At 68.8% G+C, this 18,126-nt stretch carries 16 protein-coding genes and 1 pseudogene; 7 read left to right on the top strand and 10 right to left on the bottom strand.

Annotated elements, in window-relative coordinates:
• Positions 1–1,089 precede the first annotated feature (1,089 nt).
• The 3 genes from OG892_RS39580 to OG892_RS39570 all read left to right on the top strand — a co-directional run bounded on the left by OG892_RS39580 (position 1,090) and on the right by OG892_RS39570 (position 3,622).
• Positions 1,090–1,845, top strand: a complete 756-nt coding sequence (locus tag OG892_RS39580; protein ID WP_371631821.1) for a hypothetical protein — start codon at positions 1,090–1,092, stop codon at positions 1,843–1,845.
• Positions 1,842–2,315, top strand: a complete 474-nt coding sequence (locus tag OG892_RS39575) for a helix-turn-helix domain-containing protein (protein ID WP_073737791.1) — start codon at positions 1,842–1,844, stop codon at positions 2,313–2,315. The genes OG892_RS39580 and OG892_RS39575 overlap by 4 nt, the downstream gene beginning before the upstream one ends.
• A gap of 659 nt (positions 2,316–2,974) precedes the next feature.
• A complete protein-coding gene (locus OG892_RS39570; RefSeq protein WP_371631820.1) occupies positions 2,975–3,622 on the top strand; it encodes an ankyrin repeat domain-containing protein in 648 nt (215 codons plus the stop codon).
• Between the two features lie 64 nt (positions 3,623–3,686).
• Here the strand turns inward: OG892_RS39570 and OG892_RS39565 are convergent, their stop codons facing one another.
• A complete protein-coding gene (locus OG892_RS39565) occupies positions 3,687–3,887 on the bottom strand; it encodes a hypothetical protein (protein ID WP_371631819.1) in 201 nt (66 codons plus the stop codon).
• 122 nt (positions 3,888–4,009) lie between these two features.
• Here OG892_RS39565 and OG892_RS39560 point away from each other — a divergent pair.
• Positions 4,010–4,238, top strand: a pseudogene (locus OG892_RS39560) (hypothetical protein); the annotation flags it as partial.
• Between the two features lie 56 nt (positions 4,239–4,294).
• On the opposite strand, the gene OG892_RS39555 reads toward OG892_RS39560, so the two are convergent.
• From OG892_RS39555 to OG892_RS39540, 4 genes are all read right to left on the bottom strand, one after another.
• Positions 4,295–5,116 (bottom strand): hypothetical protein, encoded by an 822-nt coding sequence (locus OG892_RS39555; RefSeq protein WP_371631818.1) that lies wholly within the window; start codon positions 5,114–5,116, stop codon positions 4,295–4,297.
• Positions 5,113–6,009 carry a sigma-70 family RNA polymerase sigma factor gene (locus OG892_RS39550; RefSeq protein ID WP_371631817.1) on the bottom strand — a complete coding sequence of 299 codons (897 nt, stop codon included), beginning with the start codon at positions 6,007–6,009 and terminating at the stop codon, positions 5,113–5,115. The genes OG892_RS39555 and OG892_RS39550 overlap by 4 nt, the downstream gene beginning before the upstream one ends.
• The gene (locus OG892_RS39545) at positions 6,006–6,224 is read right to left on the bottom strand and encodes a hypothetical protein (protein ID WP_363223657.1); all 219 of its coding nucleotides are present in this window, start codon (positions 6,222–6,224) and stop codon (positions 6,006–6,008) included. Before OG892_RS39545 ends, OG892_RS39550 begins: the two co-directional genes overlap by 4 nt.
• A gap of 646 nt (positions 6,225–6,870) precedes the next feature.
• Positions 6,871–8,340 (bottom strand): MFS transporter, encoded by a 1,470-nt coding sequence (locus tag OG892_RS39540; protein WP_371631816.1) that lies wholly within the window; start codon positions 8,338–8,340, stop codon positions 6,871–6,873.
• 145 nt (positions 8,341–8,485) lie between these two features.
• On the opposite strand from OG892_RS39540, the gene OG892_RS39535 reads away from it, so the two are divergent.
• Positions 8,486–9,064, top strand: a complete 579-nt coding sequence (locus tag OG892_RS39535; RefSeq protein WP_371631815.1) for a TetR/AcrR family transcriptional regulator — start codon at positions 8,486–8,488, stop codon at positions 9,062–9,064.
• A gap of 40 nt (positions 9,065–9,104) precedes the next feature.
• Here OG892_RS39535 and OG892_RS39530 read toward each other — a convergent pair whose 3' ends face one another.
• From OG892_RS39530 to OG892_RS39520, 3 genes are all read right to left on the bottom strand, one after another.
• The gene (locus tag OG892_RS39530) at positions 9,105–11,132 is read right to left on the bottom strand and encodes an AAA family ATPase (RefSeq protein WP_371631814.1); all 2,028 of its coding nucleotides are present in this window, start codon (positions 11,130–11,132) and stop codon (positions 9,105–9,107) included.
• Between the two features lie 264 nt (positions 11,133–11,396).
• A complete protein-coding gene (locus tag OG892_RS39525; protein ID WP_371631813.1) occupies positions 11,397–13,046 on the bottom strand; it encodes a TlrC/CarA/OleB/SrmB family ABC-F type ribosomal protection protein in 1,650 nt (549 codons plus the stop codon).
• 410 nt (positions 13,047–13,456) lie between these two features.
• On the bottom strand, positions 13,457–14,074 hold the full coding sequence (locus tag OG892_RS39520; protein WP_073737800.1) for a TetR-like C-terminal domain-containing protein: 618 nt from the start codon (positions 14,072–14,074) through the stop codon (positions 13,457–13,459).
• 16 nt (positions 14,075–14,090) lie between these two features.
• Between OG892_RS39520 and OG892_RS39515 the strand changes: the two genes are divergently transcribed.
• A complete protein-coding gene (locus tag OG892_RS39515) occupies positions 14,091–15,476 on the top strand; it encodes an alpha/beta hydrolase (RefSeq protein ID WP_371631812.1) in 1,386 nt (461 codons plus the stop codon).
• 46 nt (positions 15,477–15,522) lie between these two features.
• Here the strand turns inward: OG892_RS39515 and OG892_RS39510 are convergent, their stop codons facing one another.
• Positions 15,523–15,882: an ArsR family transcriptional regulator gene (locus tag OG892_RS39510; RefSeq protein ID WP_328868592.1), complete on the bottom strand. Its 360-nt coding sequence runs from the start codon at positions 15,880–15,882 to the stop codon at positions 15,523–15,525.
• Positions 15,883–15,981: 99 nt separating this feature from the next.
• Between OG892_RS39510 and OG892_RS39505 the strand changes: the two genes are divergently transcribed.
• On the top strand, positions 15,982–17,259 hold the full coding sequence (locus OG892_RS39505; RefSeq protein ID WP_371631811.1) for an MFS transporter: 1,278 nt from the start codon (positions 15,982–15,984) through the stop codon (positions 17,257–17,259).
• On the opposite strand, the gene OG892_RS39500 is transcribed toward OG892_RS39505, so the two are convergent.
• Positions 17,256–18,038, bottom strand: a complete 783-nt coding sequence (locus tag OG892_RS39500; RefSeq protein ID WP_371631810.1) for a phytanoyl-CoA dioxygenase family protein — start codon at positions 18,036–18,038, stop codon at positions 17,256–17,258. The two genes, OG892_RS39505 and OG892_RS39500, sit on opposite strands and share 4 nt — an antisense overlap.
• Between the last annotated feature and the right edge of the window lie 88 nt (positions 18,039–18,126).

Below are 18,126 nucleotides of genomic sequence, written 5' to 3'. Positions count from 1 at the left end.
TACTGCAGCGGCAAGCCGCTGCAGAGCGGTCCGCCTTGCGCAAGCGCAAGGCGGGTTCCCGCGCAAGCGCGGGAATGGGATTCCGCAAGCGGAATTCCTGAAGGGAATGTAATTCGCGCAAGCGCGAATTAGGGGTGATCGCGCAAGCGCGATCACTTGGGCTGGCTATTGGGGCGGGTGCATCGGGTGCGGGACTGTGTAGGGCTTGGGAACCTCAGCTGCTGCCCCTGCAGCAGGGGTGACGGGCTGCCGGCCTGCTCGGGTGCCGGCCTGTTGCAGTGACGGGTTCCGCTGCGCTCCACCCTGACCCCTCCCCTGTCCTCGAAAGTGGTCACGCTCGCGTTCACCAATACCTGCTGGCTTATACAGTGACCCGTGACAGTGGGGCAGGTATCCGACGATGCTTCACCCGAGCGGATAAACGCACAACCTGGATGATGCATCATGGATAATAGCTGTGTAGCCCTGGAGTTCTAGCTGCACCCCATACCCCTTTCCGATAACTTCCGTAAGAATTCAGAATCGCATGGCCCTGGATAGCTCAGCCACAGAACGGAAGCCCGATATGCGCACGTTGCAATTCAACGTGCGGAGGTAGCTGAGTCGCCCGGCCCCCGGGGCCGGGCGGCGGAACCGTTCACCGGCATCAGCCACTCCTCGGTGCTTTGAAGCGTCACGGCCGGTACCACCCGAGACTCAGAGCCGTTGATGCCGCCCACGGCCCGCACCCGTTCCACCAAGCCGCACGCGAAGCCACCTCGACCACAAAGGAACGTCCGGCACCTGGGGGGGTGACCTCAGCCACCTAATACTTACGCAGATCAAGAACCCGCTGGTCAGCGGCCTGCAAATCCGTCGATATGTCACCTCAGAAGGTACACAACGCCTGAGATATGTACCTTCTGAGGAGTCACATCGCAGGCAAAATGTCAGCCACACCGACATTTTTGGGCACGGAACGTCAGTTAGGCCGACGTTCCGTGCCGGCGTTCCGCCGAGCGGCCTGCAGCCGCGCACAGGGAGGGAGATCTGTCCCTCCTGGGGGACACAACACGCCGGAATGTCAGTGAGACCGACATATCTGTCGGTGTGGCTGACATACTGCTGCTGACCAAGATCAGCGAAGCGGAGAGCAGCGTGACACCCGAGCCACAGCGCCATCGGCCCGCACCAAAGCGCGCACTGCGCCGTACGGAGCTGCCCCTCGGTGACGAGATCCAGGCATGGACCAAGCCGGTGCAGCCGGTGGAAGACCTCGACTCGGTCGCTCGCCGTTACCCGCGCCGAAAGCTCTCGCTCAGCGGCGAGCGCAAGCCGATGGAGGTCTACGACACCCCGGAGCGCCCCAAGGCGTTCTCCATGGACTCGCTGGAGTTCTTCTTTTTGATCGCGCAGTACTTCCGCGAGGCTCTGCCGCTACGGTTGATTCTGCTGATGATCGCCTGCCAGAAGGCGGGCGGGCAGATCCGGCTGACGCAGGAGGAGATGGCGACGGTCCTGGACGTGCCCCGCTCAAAGATCAACGAGGCCCTCCAGGAGATCATGGGCCATGGGATCGCATTTAAGGTTCGCCGTGGCCTCTACCAGTTCAACCCGCCCTACTCGTACCGTGTAGCAGAGTTCATCCCGGGCACGGAGCTGGTCGAAGCCGAGTACGTGCAGGTTGACCAGGACAAGACGATTGCGAAGATCCGCAGGGACGAGAACCTGCCGGATCTGGTGCGGTTCCCGTCGCTGGAGCACATGCGCGAGGCGATCGAGGAACTGCGCAAGAAGCGGGCCGAGGAACGCGCTGCACGCCGACTGGCCCGTGCGCAGCGCCAGGAGGAGGGATCAGCTCAGTGAGTACCTTGAAGTGGTCGGCAACCAACGCCGACGGTCTTCTCGCCGACCTGGACCTGCCACCCGCCGCCTACCGGGCGCTGCTGAAGCTCCGGGCGCGCAGCGAGGCCGGCGGCCGCATCGCGATGGACCAGGCAACCCTCGGTGAGCTGCTCGGGCTCAGCCGCCCCAGCGTGAACGCCGCACTGCGGGAACTGGAGTTGGCCAAGCTCGTCAAGAAGGTCCGCAACGGCGTCTACCAGATCAACGCGATGCTCGCCGGCTACAACTCTCCCGAGGACGCCCTGGACGCCGTCAAGGCGATGCCCAAGGCGGATCGGCTGGACAGCAAGACATATGTGGCGGACTACCACAGGGCTGTCGCCGCCTACCAAGACCAGCTTGCCGAGCAGCGAAAGAAACGGGCCGCTCTGGCCGCCGCGAAGAAGGCGGCCGCGGGCAAACGCCGCGGCACACTGCACGCTGTCGGCTGACCCGGCTGGGGCACCCTCCTACGTCATGAAAGTCCCGGAGATCAAGGCGGCCGCACCCGGCCGCTTCACCGAGCAGCGCCGAACCCGCTTCGCCCGCCCAGGTCGCAAACCTCGCGCAAAGCGCCTGAGCTGCCCTCCAGGACCCTTCCTGACGCCACGGCGCCGCCACCCCAGAGTGCGGCGCCGTTCGCATGTCCACGGGCCCGCACGATCTTCCCGGAAGGCGAGCACGGGGCCAGAATCGGTATCACTAGGGGAACCGTCTTGTTCTGGTTCTCTAGAACACGCGCCGACTGTCCCGACGAGTGCGTACATCGTTCCCCTGGAGGGGAAAGTCGCAGGCAGCAGGGCCAGCGAGGGCGCTGCGTTGTATGCAGCAGCCGTGCATGGATCTCCTGGGGAACATCGCAGATCTGCGATGTCATGCAGTCGGCGTGAGGGTTCCCTGCTTGCTGCCCGGCCGTGTGAGGCCCTCGCCTCACACCCTCACATCGCACCACGCCGACCTGGGAAACGGGCTGTGTGCCACATAGGCGCAGCTGGGATCGTCGGGCTACAGGATCGTGCCGGATGTCCTGTGCCATCGAACCTGGACCGTTTGCCACTGAAGTTGGACGACCCCGGTGTTCCCCGGTCAGGAGGTCCGGAATGATCGAGGTATGGACATCGCGGATCAACTGGTGCGGTCGGCGGGCGACGGCGAAATGATCGAGGTGGCCCGGCTGCTGGAGCAGGGTGCCGTGGTGGATACGCCGAACCGTGACGGGCGTACGGCGCTGGATCGGGCGGTGGAGCAGGGGCATGCCGATGTTGTCCGCCGACTCATCGGAGCGGGGGCTGATCTGGAGCAGCAGGCGGGTGAGTACCAGGAGTCGACGCCGCTGTGCCTAGCGGCGAGCCGGGGGCACACGGCGGTTGTCGGGGTTCTTCTCGATGCCGGTGCCCGTACCGGAGCCCAGGGCCGACTGGGCTACGTACCGCTGGTGCTGGCAGCCACGACCGGCGACGAGGGACACCCGCAAACAGTCGACCTGCTGCTGGACCGTGGGGTGGACATCAACGCGGTGATGAAGGACAGGACCGCCCTGGACTGGGCGGTCGGGTTCGGGCAGGAAGAGATGGTGCAGCGCCTGCTCGGCCGCAGTGCCGTCCCCTCGGCCGAGACCCTGGCCGCCGCGCGTGAGCATCTCGGACGTCATCCGGAGCGTCGGCGTAAGACCGAACGCATCGCCGTCGCGCTCCTTGCTGTGGGTGTCGCGCCTGGCACGGGCCAAGAGCCCGGGACGGAAGCCGGGAATCTGGCGTAGCGATCGTTCAGGGGGCACCCGCCCGGCCCAACTTCGCTGTCACGGAACCACCGGTCGTTCAACTTCAGTGGCAAACGGTCCAGGTTCGATGGCACGGGACACCGGACAGGGCGCGGCGGTCGCCGGATATCCCGTAACGGCGGGCCGCGAGTCCGTTGTCGAGGGTCTCGCCGATCCGCCGGCCCAGCAGTGCCAGGACATCGGCGGCCGCGGTGTCGGACAGGTAGGCCGGGCGGTTTCGAGCACAGAGGCGTGCGGCTGACACTTGTCCGCGCTGCTTCGGTACTCCCCGACGGTGGCAGGTGCCATTCCCGCATCGGATGAGAAACATGTTGGTTGGCTGTTGGCGAGCTACGAAAATGCGCCTGATTCCCAGGCGGAGGACACTTGTTTGCTTTTGTGTGTGCGGGCTGCGGAGCCGAGTTGAGCCACCTCGCTGTCCCAGGTCTCACTGCCAGTCCACGCTCGTCAGAAGTACGGGAACGGGGCCCAGCTTCCGGTGCTCATGGAGTCCGGGACGTTCGCCGTGGACCCGGACCCCTGGGGAGGGCCGTGGCGGATGTGGGACGAGATCGATCCGGGCGAGGCGGAGGTTCGCGGCGTCTACGCGCCGGTCGCACTGCCCTGACCGGACGGTGAACGGCCGGTCAGGGCGACGGCTGTGGGGAGAGCTCAGCGCGTGGCGGTCTCTCCCCACGGATGAAATTCTTCCTCCTCGGCTGCGGGCCGACAGTCGGAGGCCGGTGCGTTGTTCCGGTGCCGGCGGTCCTCGCCGGTCGCGTTGCGTGCGGGCATGCCGTCCGGAAGGTTGGGGCGCTGGTCAGCGGAGTCCAGGACGGCGACGATGCGGGCGGCGAAGTCGTTTCCTGGCAAGGGCAGATCCACATCGGGCTCGCGTAGGTAGCCGATGGATACTGCGGTGGGCATGTACTCCATGAGTTCGGCGACCACGGCCGAGCGCGGCCGGCTCACGTCTCGGGAAAGGTGGCGCAGTACGCGCAGGACGGTGCTGGTGGACGAGCTGGCGACCAGGTGGTTGCCCGGGTGCCAATCGGCCTCTGGCTCTGTGGCGGATGTGGGTGTCTGCTGCTGGACATCGTCGGTCTGCTGGTGCCACCAGTCGGCTGTCTCGCGTTCGCCCAGGGCCAGGTGGTGGAGGTAGAGGCAGTAGGCGGCGGCCGACTGGCCCGCGCCGGCGGCGTACTCCCACCAGAAACGCGCGCCTTCGGGTGTGTCGGTCAGCTCCAGGACGCAGGCCAGGATCAGGGCGCTGCGTGGCTCGGGGACTTGTTCGGTGAGGAAGTCCGCGACCTCGGAGCCGGGAGTGTGTTTGACCAGGGTTTCGCACAGGCCGTGCAGGTCTTGCGCCGCGGTGTTGGGCAGGGGCGTGTCATCGGGGGCGGTGCGGCGGGTGAGCACGGGGACGATGTCGCGGGGCACTGCGCGCTCGCCCACGAGCAGGGCGCGGGAGAGGAGGTCTTCGATGCAGGTCATGCGGGGTTCCCTTCGGTCCGGTTCCGCGGGCAGAGGAGGCTTTCCAGAACGCGTACGGCGTGGCGCTCGTCCGAGCGCACGGTGGCCAGTGGGACCCCCATGAGGGATGAGGAGGCCCGGGGGGTTATGCCGCAGAGGCGACGCAGGACCATGACGTCGAGTTGGTGGGCGGGCAGCCGGCTGATCGCTTTGAAAAGCATGATGCTCTCGGTGATCTGTTGCAGGCGTTCGGTCTGGCTGGTGAGGGCCTGCAGGGCGACGGTGTCGAAGGCGGCTTCGGCCAGTTCGGGGTGGCCATCGAGGTGGGGGGTACGGGCCATGACCGTGGTCCGGAACACCCACCAGGCGAAGTGGCGGGCGTCGCTGCTGGCGAGGGCCTCGTTCCACCGCAGCCACAGGATGTCGAAGGTGTCCTGGACCGCCGTGTCGCGCTGGTCGTCGTTGAGGAAGCACTGGGCGTAGCGCACGTAGTGGTTCTCCATGAGCTCGCGGAAGGCTTTGAGGTCCAGGGGCGGGGCGGTGTGAGAGGTGGTCAGCGCCTGCTCGCCGGACCGGGCGGTCCATTCGCGGCTCTTGTGGGCCTCGAACGCTGCCTGCCGCCAGAGCCGGTGCAACGGCCAGTCGGGGATCTTCAGTTCCGTGGCCAGGCTCAGAACGATTTCCCAGCGGGGGTAGAGGCCGGTGCCGCGCAGTAACTCGGAGAGTTTCGAGGTGGCGAGGTTGACGCGGACGCTCAGTTCTCTGAGTGTCAGGCCGCTGCAGAGGTAGGCGGTGCGGACCGGCGTCAGCCATGCGTGGTGGGTGGGCCCGACGTTCTGCGAGATCGGTCCGAGCTTGCGTCCGGGCCGTTTGTGGGCGGCCCGGTTGGGCGGGAGAGGGGGGTCGGTGGTCACGGCGCCTCGCCCTCCTGTTCCGGAAGGGAGGCTATACAGGCCCCGGAAGTCGGTACGGTCTGCGCTCGGGCGGCGTGCGTGATCTGCTGGACCGTCAGGCCCAGCGTCGGAGCCAGTGTGGCGATGGCGGCCACATGATCAAGGGCCACCATCACCACACTCCACACGAACACCACCCCCGTGGCGGCGAGGAACCCGAGTTGTCGCATCTGCATGTGAGTGCCTTCCCGATGTGCGGCCTGTGCCGTTCCCGCGCGGCCCATCCGGAGACCGCCACGGTCCCGGGAGAGCGGGTGCCAGCCGCGTCCTGCCGGGAGAGCAACCAGCATGTAGGGAAGGTGAGTCGTAACACCAGGTGATCATGAAATCACGGAACAATGACACCACGGGCAACACGGGCAGGTACGAAATCAGGGACCATCGCCGGTCACTTGTAACCCTCTGACGAACACCCGTGACCGTTCCCGAGCAAGTCGGCGCACCGAGGGCGGAAGTTCCCTGATTTCCTTGCATTCACGCCAGCGACCCCCGCCAATAGGAGACGACGCCCTGTGCGTCGGCCTTCCCATCCGGAAGAGCCCGCTCCCGTGCCAAGAACAATGGGGAGCGAGCATCGCGGTTCTCGCCCGGCCGGGCTTATCGGCCGGGCGAGAACGTCGCGGCCCATCAGGGTCGTCGGGGCCCATCGGGCACCAAAACCGTAGCCCAGGGCACTGACAACACCCGCCCCTGCAGCGAACAGTCGTCGAGCCCTCCCCCGTTGGCCACGCGCCGCCGGCGCAGCCGCAGGTACGCGACCGTCATCACCGGCCAGGGCACGGCCGGGCGTTTGACAGGCCCCCGGCCGTGGCCGGGGCACCGTCAGCGGCTGGTCGTGGGTACGTCGTTCGGAGTGGGGACCGCCTCCGGTTCGAAGGAACGCTGCGGTGCTGCGGGGCCTTCCGTGGGCTTGGGCCTCGTCAGCCACAGTCCGGTGAACACGGCGGTGACCAGAGTGATGATGCCGGCCGCGAGGAAGGCGTTGTTGAGGCCGGTCTCGAAGGTGGCGCCGCCGGACTGCCGGGAGCGGACGATGGCTCCGAGTACCGCGACGCCGAAGACGCCACCGATCTGCCGGGTGGTGCTGCTGACGCCGGATGCCAGGCCGCCTTCCTGCGGGCTGACCGCCTGGATGGCGGCTCCCGTGAGTGGGGACATGGCCAGAGCGAATCCGGTGCCGGCGAGTGCCAGACGCCACCACACGTTCTCGTATCCGGTGTCGGCGTGGACGGTGCCGAGTGCCATCAGGCCCAGGCCGGCCAGGGCGAGGCCGGTGGTGACCACGACGCGGAAGCCGTATCGGGCGGCGAGCCGCCCTGCGTACGGGCTGACGACGACCATGGCGAGGGACTGGGGCAGCGTCTGCAGGCCGGCACGCATGATCGAGCTGCCCTGGACGTAGACGAAGAACTGGGAGAAGAAGAACGAGGAGCCCATGATCGCGAACCCGACCACGACCATGGCGGTGTTGGACACGGTGAACAGGCGCTGCTTGAACAGCCGCAGGGACAGCATGGGCGCGACGCGGCGGGCTTCGACGGTGATGAAGGCGGCGAGGAGGATCACCGCGGCGGCGAAGCACGCAAGGATCTCCGGTGACGTCCAGCCGCGGGCACCGCCCTCGATCAGGCCGTAGGTCATCACGCCCACGGCGAGGACGGACAGTGCCGCGCCGGGGATGTCGATCGCGGGGGCGTTCGGGTTGCGGGACTCCTCTAGGCGGCGCAGGCCGACCAGCAGAAGGCCCACACCGAAGGGCAGGTTGACGAGGAAGATGGCGGGCCAGCCGAAGGCCTGGGTCAGTACGCCGCCGGCCACGGGGCCTGCGGCGAGGCCGATTCCGCTGAGTCCGGCCCACAGCCCGATCGCCTTGACGCGCTCCTGCGGTACGGGGTAGGCGGCGACGAGGAGGGCGAGCGAGGCGGGGGCGAGTGCCGCGGCCCCGATGCCCTGCAGTACCCGGCCGGCGATCAGCCAGCTGACCGAGGGTGCGAGGGCACAGACCAGCGATGCGGCGGTGAACACCGCCACGCCGGTCAGGTAGATCCGCTTGCGGCCGAACCGGTCGGCGAGGACGCCGCCGGTCAGGAGCAGCATGGCGACCAGGAGTACGTAGGCGTCGACGATCCACTGCAGGCCGGTCAGTTCTGTGTGGAGCCGGTGCTGCATGTCGGGCAGCGCTGCTCCGACGATCGTGTTGTCGAGCAGGACCATGAACTGGCCCAGGCAGGTCACCGCGAGCAGCACGGCCCGGTTCGGTCGGCTGTCTGCTGTCGCAGGCGATGCAGCCATGGGGATTCCTCTCAATCGTCGATTGCGCCCGGCCACGACCGGCGTGGTCGACCTCTGGGCGCTTTAAGGCAGTCAGGAGCTGCGTTAGTGGACTATACGGAGGGCTACCCTTAAACGCAAGTGTTGACTGCGTTAAGGTGGAAGCATGGACGAACGACAGCGAACCCGACGGCCCGGCGGGCGCAGCGCCCGCGTCGGCGCACAGGTGCACCAGGCGGTGACCGCTCTGATCAGTGAGCGGGGCTACGGCCACTTCACCGTCGGAGAGGTCGCAGCCCGCGCGGGTGTGGCCGACAGCAGCATCTACCGCCGGTGGGGAAGCCTGGAGGACCTCCTCTCCGAGGTGGCGCTCGCCCGCCTCAACGCGCAGTCACCCATGCCCGACACCGGAAGCCTCTCCGGCGATCTGCACGCCTACGCGGCCAACGTCGCCCGCGAGATCACCGGACCCGACGGCCTGGCACTCGTGCGCCTCGCCGTCGCCCTCACCGGCACCGGTACCGGCCAGCAGGACCGGCTGGGCCGGCAGGCACGTGACAGCCTGCGCGACGAACGCACCCGGCAGCTGCAGTCCATGCTCGACCGCGCCGTCGAGCGCGGCGAGAAGGCCCCCGCCCCGCTCGACGTGCTGGACCACGTCCTCGCCCCGATGTACATCCGGGTCCTGTTCGGCATGGAACTCACCCCCGACTACGTCGATGGGCTCGTCGACCGGCTGCTGTGAGCACTCGACGCGCCCTCGTGGCAACGCGGGCGCGGAGTCGTCAGGCGGGCTGGGCGGTGATGGTGCAGAGCCGTTTGGTGGCCCGGGTCAGGGCTACGTACAGGTCTCTCTCCCCACCGGGGCGGGCCGTGATGATCTCCTCGGGGTTCAGGACGACGACCCCGTCGAACTCCAGGCCGCGGGCTTCGGACGCCGGCACGATGCGTGCCTGGTCCACGATGCCCAGGGCCGTCAGCTCGCTCACCCTGGTGTCCGCGCAGATCACCCCCAGGAGCTCGTCCGGGTGCGCGGCGCTCTGCGCGCGCAGTTCCTGGACGACGGCGGTGACAGACCCGTCCTGAGGTGTGGTCAGCGAGCGAGGGCTCTCACCGCTTCGCAGTGACCGTGTGGGCTTCTGGTCCGGAGCGATCCGCGTGAGCAGGTCCCGGACGCTCTCCAGGATCTCCTGCGTGGTGCGGTAACTGACGGTCAGGTTGTGCAGTTTGAACCGGGGTCCGACGTGGGGGCTCAGCGCTTCCGTCCAGTCGCGTGCTGTCGCGACGGGACCTGCCTGGGCGAAGTCGCCCACCAGCGTCATCGCCCTTGCCGGGCAACGGCGGACGATCATCCGCCACTGCATGGCGGTCAGTTCCTGCGCCTCGTCGACGACGACGTGCCCGTACGTCCGCTCGGGGGGACCCTCGACCAGGCTCGCCGCCTCGTCCAGCAGCGGGACATCGGCGCCGGTCCACGGGTCGTCGGGACCTCGCAGCAGCAGGGACCGCTCCTGCGCGGTCAGGCCGGGCAGGTGCTCGGCGAGAGCGCCGGCCTGCGTCAGGAGCTCTTCCACGAGGCCGCCCGGCAGGAGCCGCGGCCACAGCGCCTCGACCGCCCGGTCGACGCCGGCGTCGTCGAGGAGGTCGGCCCGGATGGCGTCCAGGTCCAGCTCGTGGGCCGGATCCGGGTCGGCCGCGCCTTCGGTACGGCGCTGGGCGGCTCCGGTGAACCGGTCGAGGTTCAGGCCCGTCATCTTCTCGGTATCGGCGTCGATCTGCTCCAGGATGTCGCCCATGTCCCGCTGCATCGCCTCGGTGACAGCATCGGCCAGGAGCTCCTTGAAGACCTGGCGCGCGGGGTTGTGCCCCGGTACGGCTGCCACGGCGGCGTCGCGTGCCGTGGCCACTTCCTTCTCGGACAGGTGGACCACTTCCTGACCGACCCGCACGGTGAAGTCACCGGCGGGGGCCTGGTGGACGCGCAGCAGGCCGACCAGGGCGTCGGCGAGGGCGGAGGAGCCCTTGAGACGTGCCGTGTCGAAGGGGTCCGCCGCCTCCGTGAACACTCCGGCCAGTTCCTGGCAGGTCGCCAGAACCACGTCGTTCTCTCCCAGTGAGGGGAGGACCTGGGAGATGTAGTCGAGGAACCGGGCGTTCGGGCCCACCACCAGGACTCCCTCTTCCGCGGCGCGCGGAAACGCGTACAGGACGTAGGCCGCCCGGTGCAGGGCGACGACCGTCTTGCCGGTGCCGGGCCCGCCCTGCACCACGGTCACCCCTCGGTGGCGGGAGCGGACGATCTCGTCCTGCTCGGCCTGGAGCGTCGCGACGGCGGCGTGCATCTTGCCCGTGCGCCTGGCCGACAGTGCCTCGGTCAGCGGGCCGTCCCCCACGACGTCCTCGTGGGTCGGGTCGGTCCCGTCCAGCAGTTCGTCGCTCACCGAGACGACGGTGCGGTCATCGAGGCGCAGATGCCTGCGGCGCCGCAGGTCCATCGGGTGGACCGGTGTCGCCTCGTAGAAGGGCCGCGCCGCGTTCGCGCGCCAGTCCACGAGCAGCGGCAGGTCGTCCTCCTCCGTGTGGAGTCCGATCCGTCCGATGCGCAGCGCGGTGCCGTCCGTCCAGTCGATGCGTCCGAAGACCAGCCCTTTTTCGGCGCCCTCCAGCCGGCCGATTTCCTTGGCCAGACGTTCGGCGGCGATCTCCCTCTCGTACGCCTCACCGGCGCTGTCGGCCGGGGCCTTCAGCACACTCGCCCTGTTTGCTCGCGCCTCGGAAAGCCGCTCGGTGAGCAGCTCGTACAACGAGGACACATAATCCTGCTCCAATTCAACCGCGCGCACAGCAGAATCTTTTCTCTTCGGCAACAAGAAGCTCCTTTGATTCGAGCCACACCATACGGACGAAGCCCTCCAAAGGTAAGTCTTGACTTACTTGTTGGGGTTATGCCCCTATGACCGGGTCCATGACGGCCAAGCACATTCACGTGTCACGCATTTGACTGCTCGACATAGCGGAATGCTGGATGGAATGGCCCTTGTCGAAAAGCACCGTGCCGGACTCCCGGTGGTGGGGCTTCAGACCGCTCCGGTCGCCTGAAACTGTGCGACGTGGCCCGCGTTCAGTTGCACGTGCCTGCCGGTGAAGCGGGTTCGCATGCGGCGGTCGTGGGTGACGACGACGACCGCGCCTCGGTAGCGGGCCAGCGCTCCTTCCAGTTCTTCGACCAGGACGGGGGAGAGATGGTTGGTGGGCTCGTCCAGCAGCAACAGGTCGACGGGTTCGCTGACGAGACGGGCCAGTTCGATCCGGCGCCTTTGTCCATAGGACAGTTCGCCCACTTTCAGGCGCAGCTCGGCAGGGCTGAACAGGCCGAGGGACAGAAGATGGTCGATGCGCTCATCCAGTTCGCCCCCGCAGCCGTGGGCGAACGCCTGTGGGACTGTCAGGCCGGGCGGCCACGGTGTCTCTTCCTGTCTCAGGTGCCCGACTCGGCCCCGCGTGCGCACCGTCCCCTCATCGGGCCGCAGCTCACCCGCCAGCACCCGCATGAGCGTTGTCTTGCCGGCCCCGTTGGGTCCGGTGACCAACAGCCGCTCCTCGCCGCCGATCCGCAGCGAAGGTACGTGCAGCCGGCCCTCGACACGGATGCCGGTGAGTTCCGCCGCGGCCTGCGACGTCCGACCATCGGCGGTGGACATCCGAGCGGCGAGGACCAGCGGTTCGGGCGGCGGCGCGACAGGCTTGTCCGTCAGCCGTTCGACACGCTCCTTCGCATTGCGGATACGGACCATCGCCCCGTGGCCACGGCCGCGGGCACGGAAGCCGCCGTGGCCGAACACGGCGAACGGCGCCTTGCGAGGGATCGCCTCCAGCCGTGCCACGTTCGTGGCGGCCAGCTTCTGACTGCGGGCCAGCTCCGTGCACCAGTGCGCGTACTCCTGCAGACGGCGCCGCCGCTCAGCGGCCTTGGCGGCAAGGTAGCCGTTGTAGCCGTCGCCGTGACGCGTCACCTTGCCCTCGCCGACCTCCAGGATCGTGGTGGTGACCCGTTCCAGGAACACCCGGTCGTGGGTGACCGCGAGCACCGTGCCGCGATGCGCCCGCAGGTGTTCCTCCAGCCAGCCCACCGCTTGGTCGTCCAGATCGTTGGTCGGCTCGTCCAGCAGTAGCAGCTCCGGCTGGGACGCCAAGGTCGCGGCCAGCGCCAGCCGTGATCGCTCACCGCCCGAAAGCGTGCCCAGGGTCCGGTCCCGAGCCAGATCCGGCAGGCCGAGCCCGTGCAGGGCGATGTCCACCCGGGCATCGGCTTCGTAGCCGGCGCGCGCCTCGTACTGGGCGAGCATGTGGGCGTAGGCGTCCAGCGCGGCGGTGAGCTCCGCCCCCGCCAAGCCCCTGAGTCCGGCTTCGGCGTGGTGCATACGCGCTTCGAGTTCACGCAGGTCGGCAAGAGCCATATCCACTGCGGCCTGGACGGTGGCCTCGGGGGGCAGGGCCAACGACTGGGCCAGATAGCCCGAGCCGCCTGGTGCGATCACGGTCAGTTCGCCGTTGTCGGGCCGGTCCTGGCCGGCGATCAGTCGCAGCAGGGTGGATTTTCCGGCTCCGTTGTCGCCGATGATGCCGGCCTTCTCGCCCGGCTTGACGCTGAAGGACACGTCGTCCAGCACGACGTGGTCGTCGTAGCGGCGGGTGACGTTCTGAAGAGATAGCTGTGCAGTAAGCATGGAGTCCCCTGTTCTCGGCGGGGCCGATCGGCACGGGTGGACGTACGCGTCCGCGCACGCCGGAAACACTCCGCGGTACGCCAAACAGGCGGCATTACCGGGAGGAGCGGAAGCACGGACGAGAACGTGCGACGGCGGAGCCAAGCTCAACGCGGCCGCACGGGGAGTATCACAGAGAACCCATGCGCAGCACCGTAGGCGGGGAGCCGGGTGGCTGCAAGCTCTTTCTTCGGTGAGGTGGCAGAAAGGTGCAACAGAGGCGGGTGAATCCCCTCGGTCGACCGGCGGGCGACGAATACGAGTACGGCACCGGCAGCGACGCGGAATGCGCAGCAGGCGCGATCATTTCGCTGCGGAGCACCGCCGACGTCGCCGAACTCGTCGCCCAGGAGCGCCTGGAGGTGGCCGGTTCACGGCGCCGGGTCCGGGCGTCGAAGGCCAGGGAAGGCGGCGGGGGTTGCCCAGCCGCGCAGTACGGCATCAATCGTTGACCGGAACGCGGTCTCGGCCGCGGTGCCGTCGAGGCCGCCGGCGAGTTCGAGGGTCACGAGCCCGTGCAGGGCGACCCACAACGAGACGGCGATCAGTGTGGTGTCGCCCGCGAGGATCTGATCCGCCACGGCACGGTCGATCGCCGCGACAAGCGGTCGCACCGGGTCTCGGTCACCGACCCGGGCCGACGGCACGAAGGACTGTGCGCCACCGAACAACACCGCGTACAGGTGACGGTGTTCACGTCCCCAGTGGCGATACGCCACGGCCAACGCGTACAGGTCCTCCAGGGCGGCCTCCGAGCCGGGAACGGCCGTCAGGTCCTGGAACAGGCCGGCGACCGCCCGGTCGCGCACCTCGCGGATCACACCGTCCTTCCCCTGGAACAACGTGTACACCGCCGCCGTCGACGTTCCGGCGGCGGCGGCCAGCGCGCGGACCGTGACCGACTCCTGCGGGCGGGTGGCGAACATCTCGGTCGCGCATGCGATGAGCCGTTCTCCGACGTCGGCGTCGTTTGTTCTCGGCCTTCCCATGAAAAGCAGTTTACCCATGCTGATAACGTCGTTTCAAAACGTCGTTCCAAAACTCGGGGAGCCCACCGTGCCACCGTCCGTCATACGTTGCTTGCGCCTTGTCGGCCGCCTGCTGGCGGCCACCGCCGCGGTAGTGGGGCTGGTCGCCGTCTTCGTGGCGCTGATCGCCGCCACCGACGGTGCGGGATCGGGGTTGGCCGCATGGTCAGCGACTGTCGGGATCGCGGCTGCCGCGGCGATATGGCGAGGCCGCCGCCGCTCCTGGCGGGGACGGATGGTGCCCTTCCTGCCGGTCCTCGTAGCAGCGGCCCTGACCCTGTCGGTGTGCGTCCCCACCGTCTCCACGACGCGCCACCACCCGCCCGCCCTGTCGTTCGTGACCACCGAGCACTGGCGCCTGTCCACCGGCAGCCGGGTCGCGGTCTACCACTACCCGCCCGCCGGCAACAGCCCCCGGCAACGCGTCCCGCTCGTCTACCTCAACGGCGGCCCGGTGCGCGGCATCTCAGTGCTCGACCACCGCTTCCTGCAGCGGCTCGCGGGACAGGGCTACGACGTGTACGCCTACGAACAGGCCGGCGGTGGACGCAGTGACCTGCTGCCCATGGACCAGTACTCGATCACCCGGTCCGTCCATGACCTCGGCGCCTTCGTCGGCAAACTCGGCAAGGGCCGCGCCGACGTACTGGGTTTCTCCTCGGGCGCGGTCGTGCTCACCCGCGCGCTGGCCGACCCGGCCGTCGCCGACCACCTGCGCCGGGCGGTCATCGCCGAGCCGGGCCCGATGGACGGCCCCACCGCCCGGATGGCCGGACAGAAGGGCCGGCCATCGGCCCGCGGCATCGCACCGGCCATGACCGGACCACGCTCCACACGCGTTCCGCGGTACGCGGTCGCCTTCGGCCTCATGCGGCTCGGACTGCTCAGCCCGGACAACGGGCTGGTAGGACAGGCAGAAGGCGACAACGCCTTCACCGCCGCCGATCTCGGCAGCGACACCGCGTCCGCCTACTGCGCGCGGGACGCGCACCGCATCCCGGTCGAGGACACGGAGCAGAACTTCTCCTTCAGCGCCGCCGCCAGCCTCCGCATCCAGCAGACGATCAAGGACTCCCCCTCCATCGCCCCCCGGTTGAGGCGTTCCCGGACACCCGCGATGCTGATGATGGCCGAGTGCTCCTCCCAGGTCCGGCAGTGGCAGACAACCGTCCTCGCGGACAACCCCGCCATCCGGCGCACCCAGTACATGCCCGGTGTCGGCCACCACATGTGGAACGGCCTGGGTGGCAACGACCGACGAGCAGCAGCCGTCATCACCGCATTCCTCCAGGACAAGCCCGCACCGCTGCCCGACTACCCGACCCGGGCCGACATCCCGGCCTTCCTCCGTGACCACAAGTAGGGGTGTGCAGCGGGGTCCCGTGCCACGACCGCCGGTTGGCCGGTGGTTACGCCGAGGGGGCCCAGTCTGCGACCAGGTCGAGGAGGCCGGGGAAGCGGGTGTTGAGGTCGTCTGCGCGTACGTGGCTGCGGCGTTCGAGTCCGTACTGGCGCTGGCGGGTGATCCCTGCCTCCCGTAGTGCCTTGAAGTGGTGCGTGAGGGAGGACTTGGGCCGGTCGAGGCCGAACCAGCCGCAGGGGTGGTCGAACTGCTCCGATTCCAGGAGGAGTTTGCGGACGATCGTCAGCCTCAAGGGGTCGCTGAGTGCGCCGAGGACCGTTTCCAGGCGCAGGTCTTCGACCGCCGGCTCCGGCAGCGGTGACGGCAGGCCGGGTGGCTCCGGGAACACCGTTTCGGTCGGAGGCATGAGTGACTCCTCGTGGCTCGATTCCTCTGTACGAGTTCCATCGTACTGCCTGCTAAGTTCGACTACAGTCGTACTGTAGCGGAGCCAGGAGGAACAGCCATGTCCGAGATCCGTAACGCGCCCGTCCGTGCTGCCGTCGGGGTGGGGCAAGGTGACCCGGTGCGGCCCGGCGGGCGGGCCGGTGCTCCGCTGTGGTGGGTGTGGCTGGCCGCGTGGCCGGTCACGGCCGTCTTCGTCCTCTCGAACGCGGCCACGCCGCTGTACGTGCTGTGGCAGCGCGATATCGGGTTCTCCAAGGGGACCCTGACGGTCGTTTTCGCGTTCTACATCGTCGGGCTGCTCGGCTCGCTCCTCGTATCCGGTGTCGTCTCGGACCGGATCGGGCGCAAGCCCGTACTGCTGCCCGCCCTCGGGCTCGCCATGGTCGCGTGCCTGATCTTCGCGACGGCCACCGGTGTGGCCGCGCTGATCGTGGCCCGGCTGTTCACCGGCATCGCCGTCGGCGCCGTGGTCTCCGCCGGTATGGCGGCCGTGACCGACGTGGCCGGTCACGAACGCAGGCGGACCGGCGCCCTGCTCGCCTCCTGCGCGATGGTCTTCGGCGCAGGTCTCGGCCCGTTCCTGGCCGGTGTCCTGTCCGAGACCCTGCCCGCGCCGACCGTCACCGTCTTCGCCGTCGAGGCCGCGCTGCTCCTCACCGCGGTGTCCGCCGTGCTCCGCATGCCGCTCCGGCGCCCCGCGGCGCCCGCGAAAGGCGCCTGGGTGCGGGTGCCGTCGGTCCCGCGCGGCCACGGCCGGCAGCTCATCCAGGGCATCGCCGTGTTCGCACCCGGCATCACCGCCACCTCCTTCGTCCTCTCGCTGGGCCCCTCGCTCCTTTCGGGACTGCTGGGCACCACCAGCCGGATCACCGCCGGCGCCATGGCCTTCGCCATGTTCCTCGCCGCCACCGCCGTGCAGTTCGCCGTCCGGCGGCTGCGCCGGCGCACCATCCTCACGGCCGGCGCGAGCAGCACCGCGCTCGGCATGATCATGCTGGTGGTCGCCGTGCACGCCTCGTCGGCGCCGGTCCTCCTCGCCTCTGCGCTGCTCGCCGGGGCCGGCCAGGGGCTGGGGCAGCTCGGCGGCCTGTCGCTGCTCAGTTCCGGCGTCCCTCCTCAGCGTCTCGCGGAGGCCAATGCCGCGCTCAACGTGGGGGGTTACGTTCTGGCCGGTGTGCTGCCCGTGTCCGCCGGCTACCTGAGTGACGCGGTGGGCCTGACCGCTGGTGCCACGGTATTCGGTGTGGTCCTGATGAGCCTCGCGGTCATCGGGGGCCTGGTGGTTCTTGCCGCCCGGCGGCAGGCGAATGTGCCTGGCGATGACGGGGCGCGCTAGTCGCCGGAGGTGTCCCGTCCCAGGCCCCGACGAATCGCGATCTCCACCGGTGAGTACGCGCCGTCGGCCCGCTCCGGTTCGTACGGCGCGGCCGGCATCAGCGGCGGCTGGGCCATGAAGCGCGGCCGCGTCCCGTGGTGCGGCTGTGCCGCGTGCACCAGGAACGGATGGCACAGGAAGACGTCACCCGGGGAGCCGGTGGCGAGGGCGAGCGGCCGGTGGGCGGAGGCCGCTACGAGGTCCGGCGCGATGGCCAGGCCGTTCGCGCCCTCCTCCCCGTACGGCTCCAGCACCTTCGGCACGTCGAGGTGGGAGCCGGCCCGGATCCGGGTCGGGGCGTCCTCTTCTCCCACCTCGCTGAAGAGGAACAGCATCAGCAGGGCCCGGCCGCGTGAGCGGAGATTGGTGAAGGGCCAGGTCTCGCCCTCCACCGCATAGCTGCCCTCGATGTGCCAGCCCGCGTCGTCGGGCTCCTCCTCGTGCGGGAAGCGCAGCGGGAAAGTCCCGAGCGAGTAACGCGGCTCCCAGCGCCCCGCCCCGGCCAGCAGGTCGTACGCCCGGTGCAGGGCCGGGGAGTTGGGGGCGGCGGCGAACGGCCCCTGGGCCATCCCGCCGACCCAGTGCACGGGCTGTGTCCACGTCACCGGGTCGTCCGGGTCGCAGCCCGTCTCCCGCCACAGCAGCCGTGCGCAGCTCGCGGCCACGCGGGGTGCGACGGCGCCCTCCAGCTTGACGAAGCCGTCGCGGAGGAAGCGGGATACCAAGGTCGTGTCGTCCATGCCGCCAGCGTGCCGCACCGTCCGCCCCGGTCACCCGACACTTGCCGCACCGCTTTTCTCGGGTGTGGTGTGCCGGGCAGCGCCTGGT

It is taken from the genome of Streptomyces sp. NBC_00341 (assembly GCF_041435055.1).
In the GTDB taxonomy this organism is placed as follows: domain Bacteria; phylum Actinomycetota; class Actinomycetes; order Streptomycetales; family Streptomycetaceae; genus Streptomyces.
The sequence above is the reverse complement of the archived record's forward strand: the minus strand, read 5'-3'. Positions and strand labels throughout refer to the sequence as shown.

Excerpts from the sequence above, each read along its gene's own strand:
- OG892_RS39540 (WP_371631816.1), bottom strand. The coding sequence starts at position 8,340 with ATGGCTGCATCGCCTGCGACAGCAGACAGCCGACCGAACCGGGCCGTG.
- OG892_RS39515 (WP_371631812.1), top strand. The coding sequence starts at position 14,091 with ATGCTGATAACGTCGTTTCAAAACGTCGTTCCAAAACTCGGGGAGCCC.
- OG892_RS39520 (WP_073737800.1), bottom strand. The coding sequence starts at position 14,074 with ATGGGAAGGCCGAGAACAAACGACGCCGACGTCGGAGAACGGCTCATC.
- OG892_RS39570 (WP_371631820.1), top strand. The coding sequence starts at position 2,975 with ATGGACATCGCGGATCAACTGGTGCGGTCGGCGGGCGACGGCGAAATG.
- OG892_RS39505 (WP_371631811.1), top strand. The coding sequence starts at position 15,982 with ATGTCCGAGATCCGTAACGCGCCCGTCCGTGCTGCCGTCGGGGTGGGG.
- OG892_RS39525 (WP_371631813.1), bottom strand. The coding sequence starts at position 13,046 with ATGCTTACTGCACAGCTATCTCTTCAGAACGTCACCCGCCGCTACGAC.
- OG892_RS39510 (WP_328868592.1), bottom strand. The coding sequence starts at position 15,882 with ATGCCTCCGACCGAAACGGTGTTCCCGGAGCCACCCGGCCTGCCGTCA.
- OG892_RS39500 (WP_371631810.1), bottom strand. The coding sequence starts at position 18,038 with ATGGACGACACGACCTTGGTATCCCGCTTCCTCCGCGACGGCTTCGTC.
- OG892_RS39555 (WP_371631818.1), bottom strand. The coding sequence starts at position 5,116 with ATGACCTGCATCGAAGACCTCCTCTCCCGCGCCCTGCTCGTGGGCGAG.
- OG892_RS39535 (WP_371631815.1), top strand. The coding sequence starts at position 8,486 with ATGGACGAACGACAGCGAACCCGACGGCCCGGCGGGCGCAGCGCCCGC.
- OG892_RS39545 (WP_363223657.1), bottom strand. The coding sequence starts at position 6,224 with ATGCAGATGCGACAACTCGGGTTCCTCGCCGCCACGGGGGTGGTGTTC.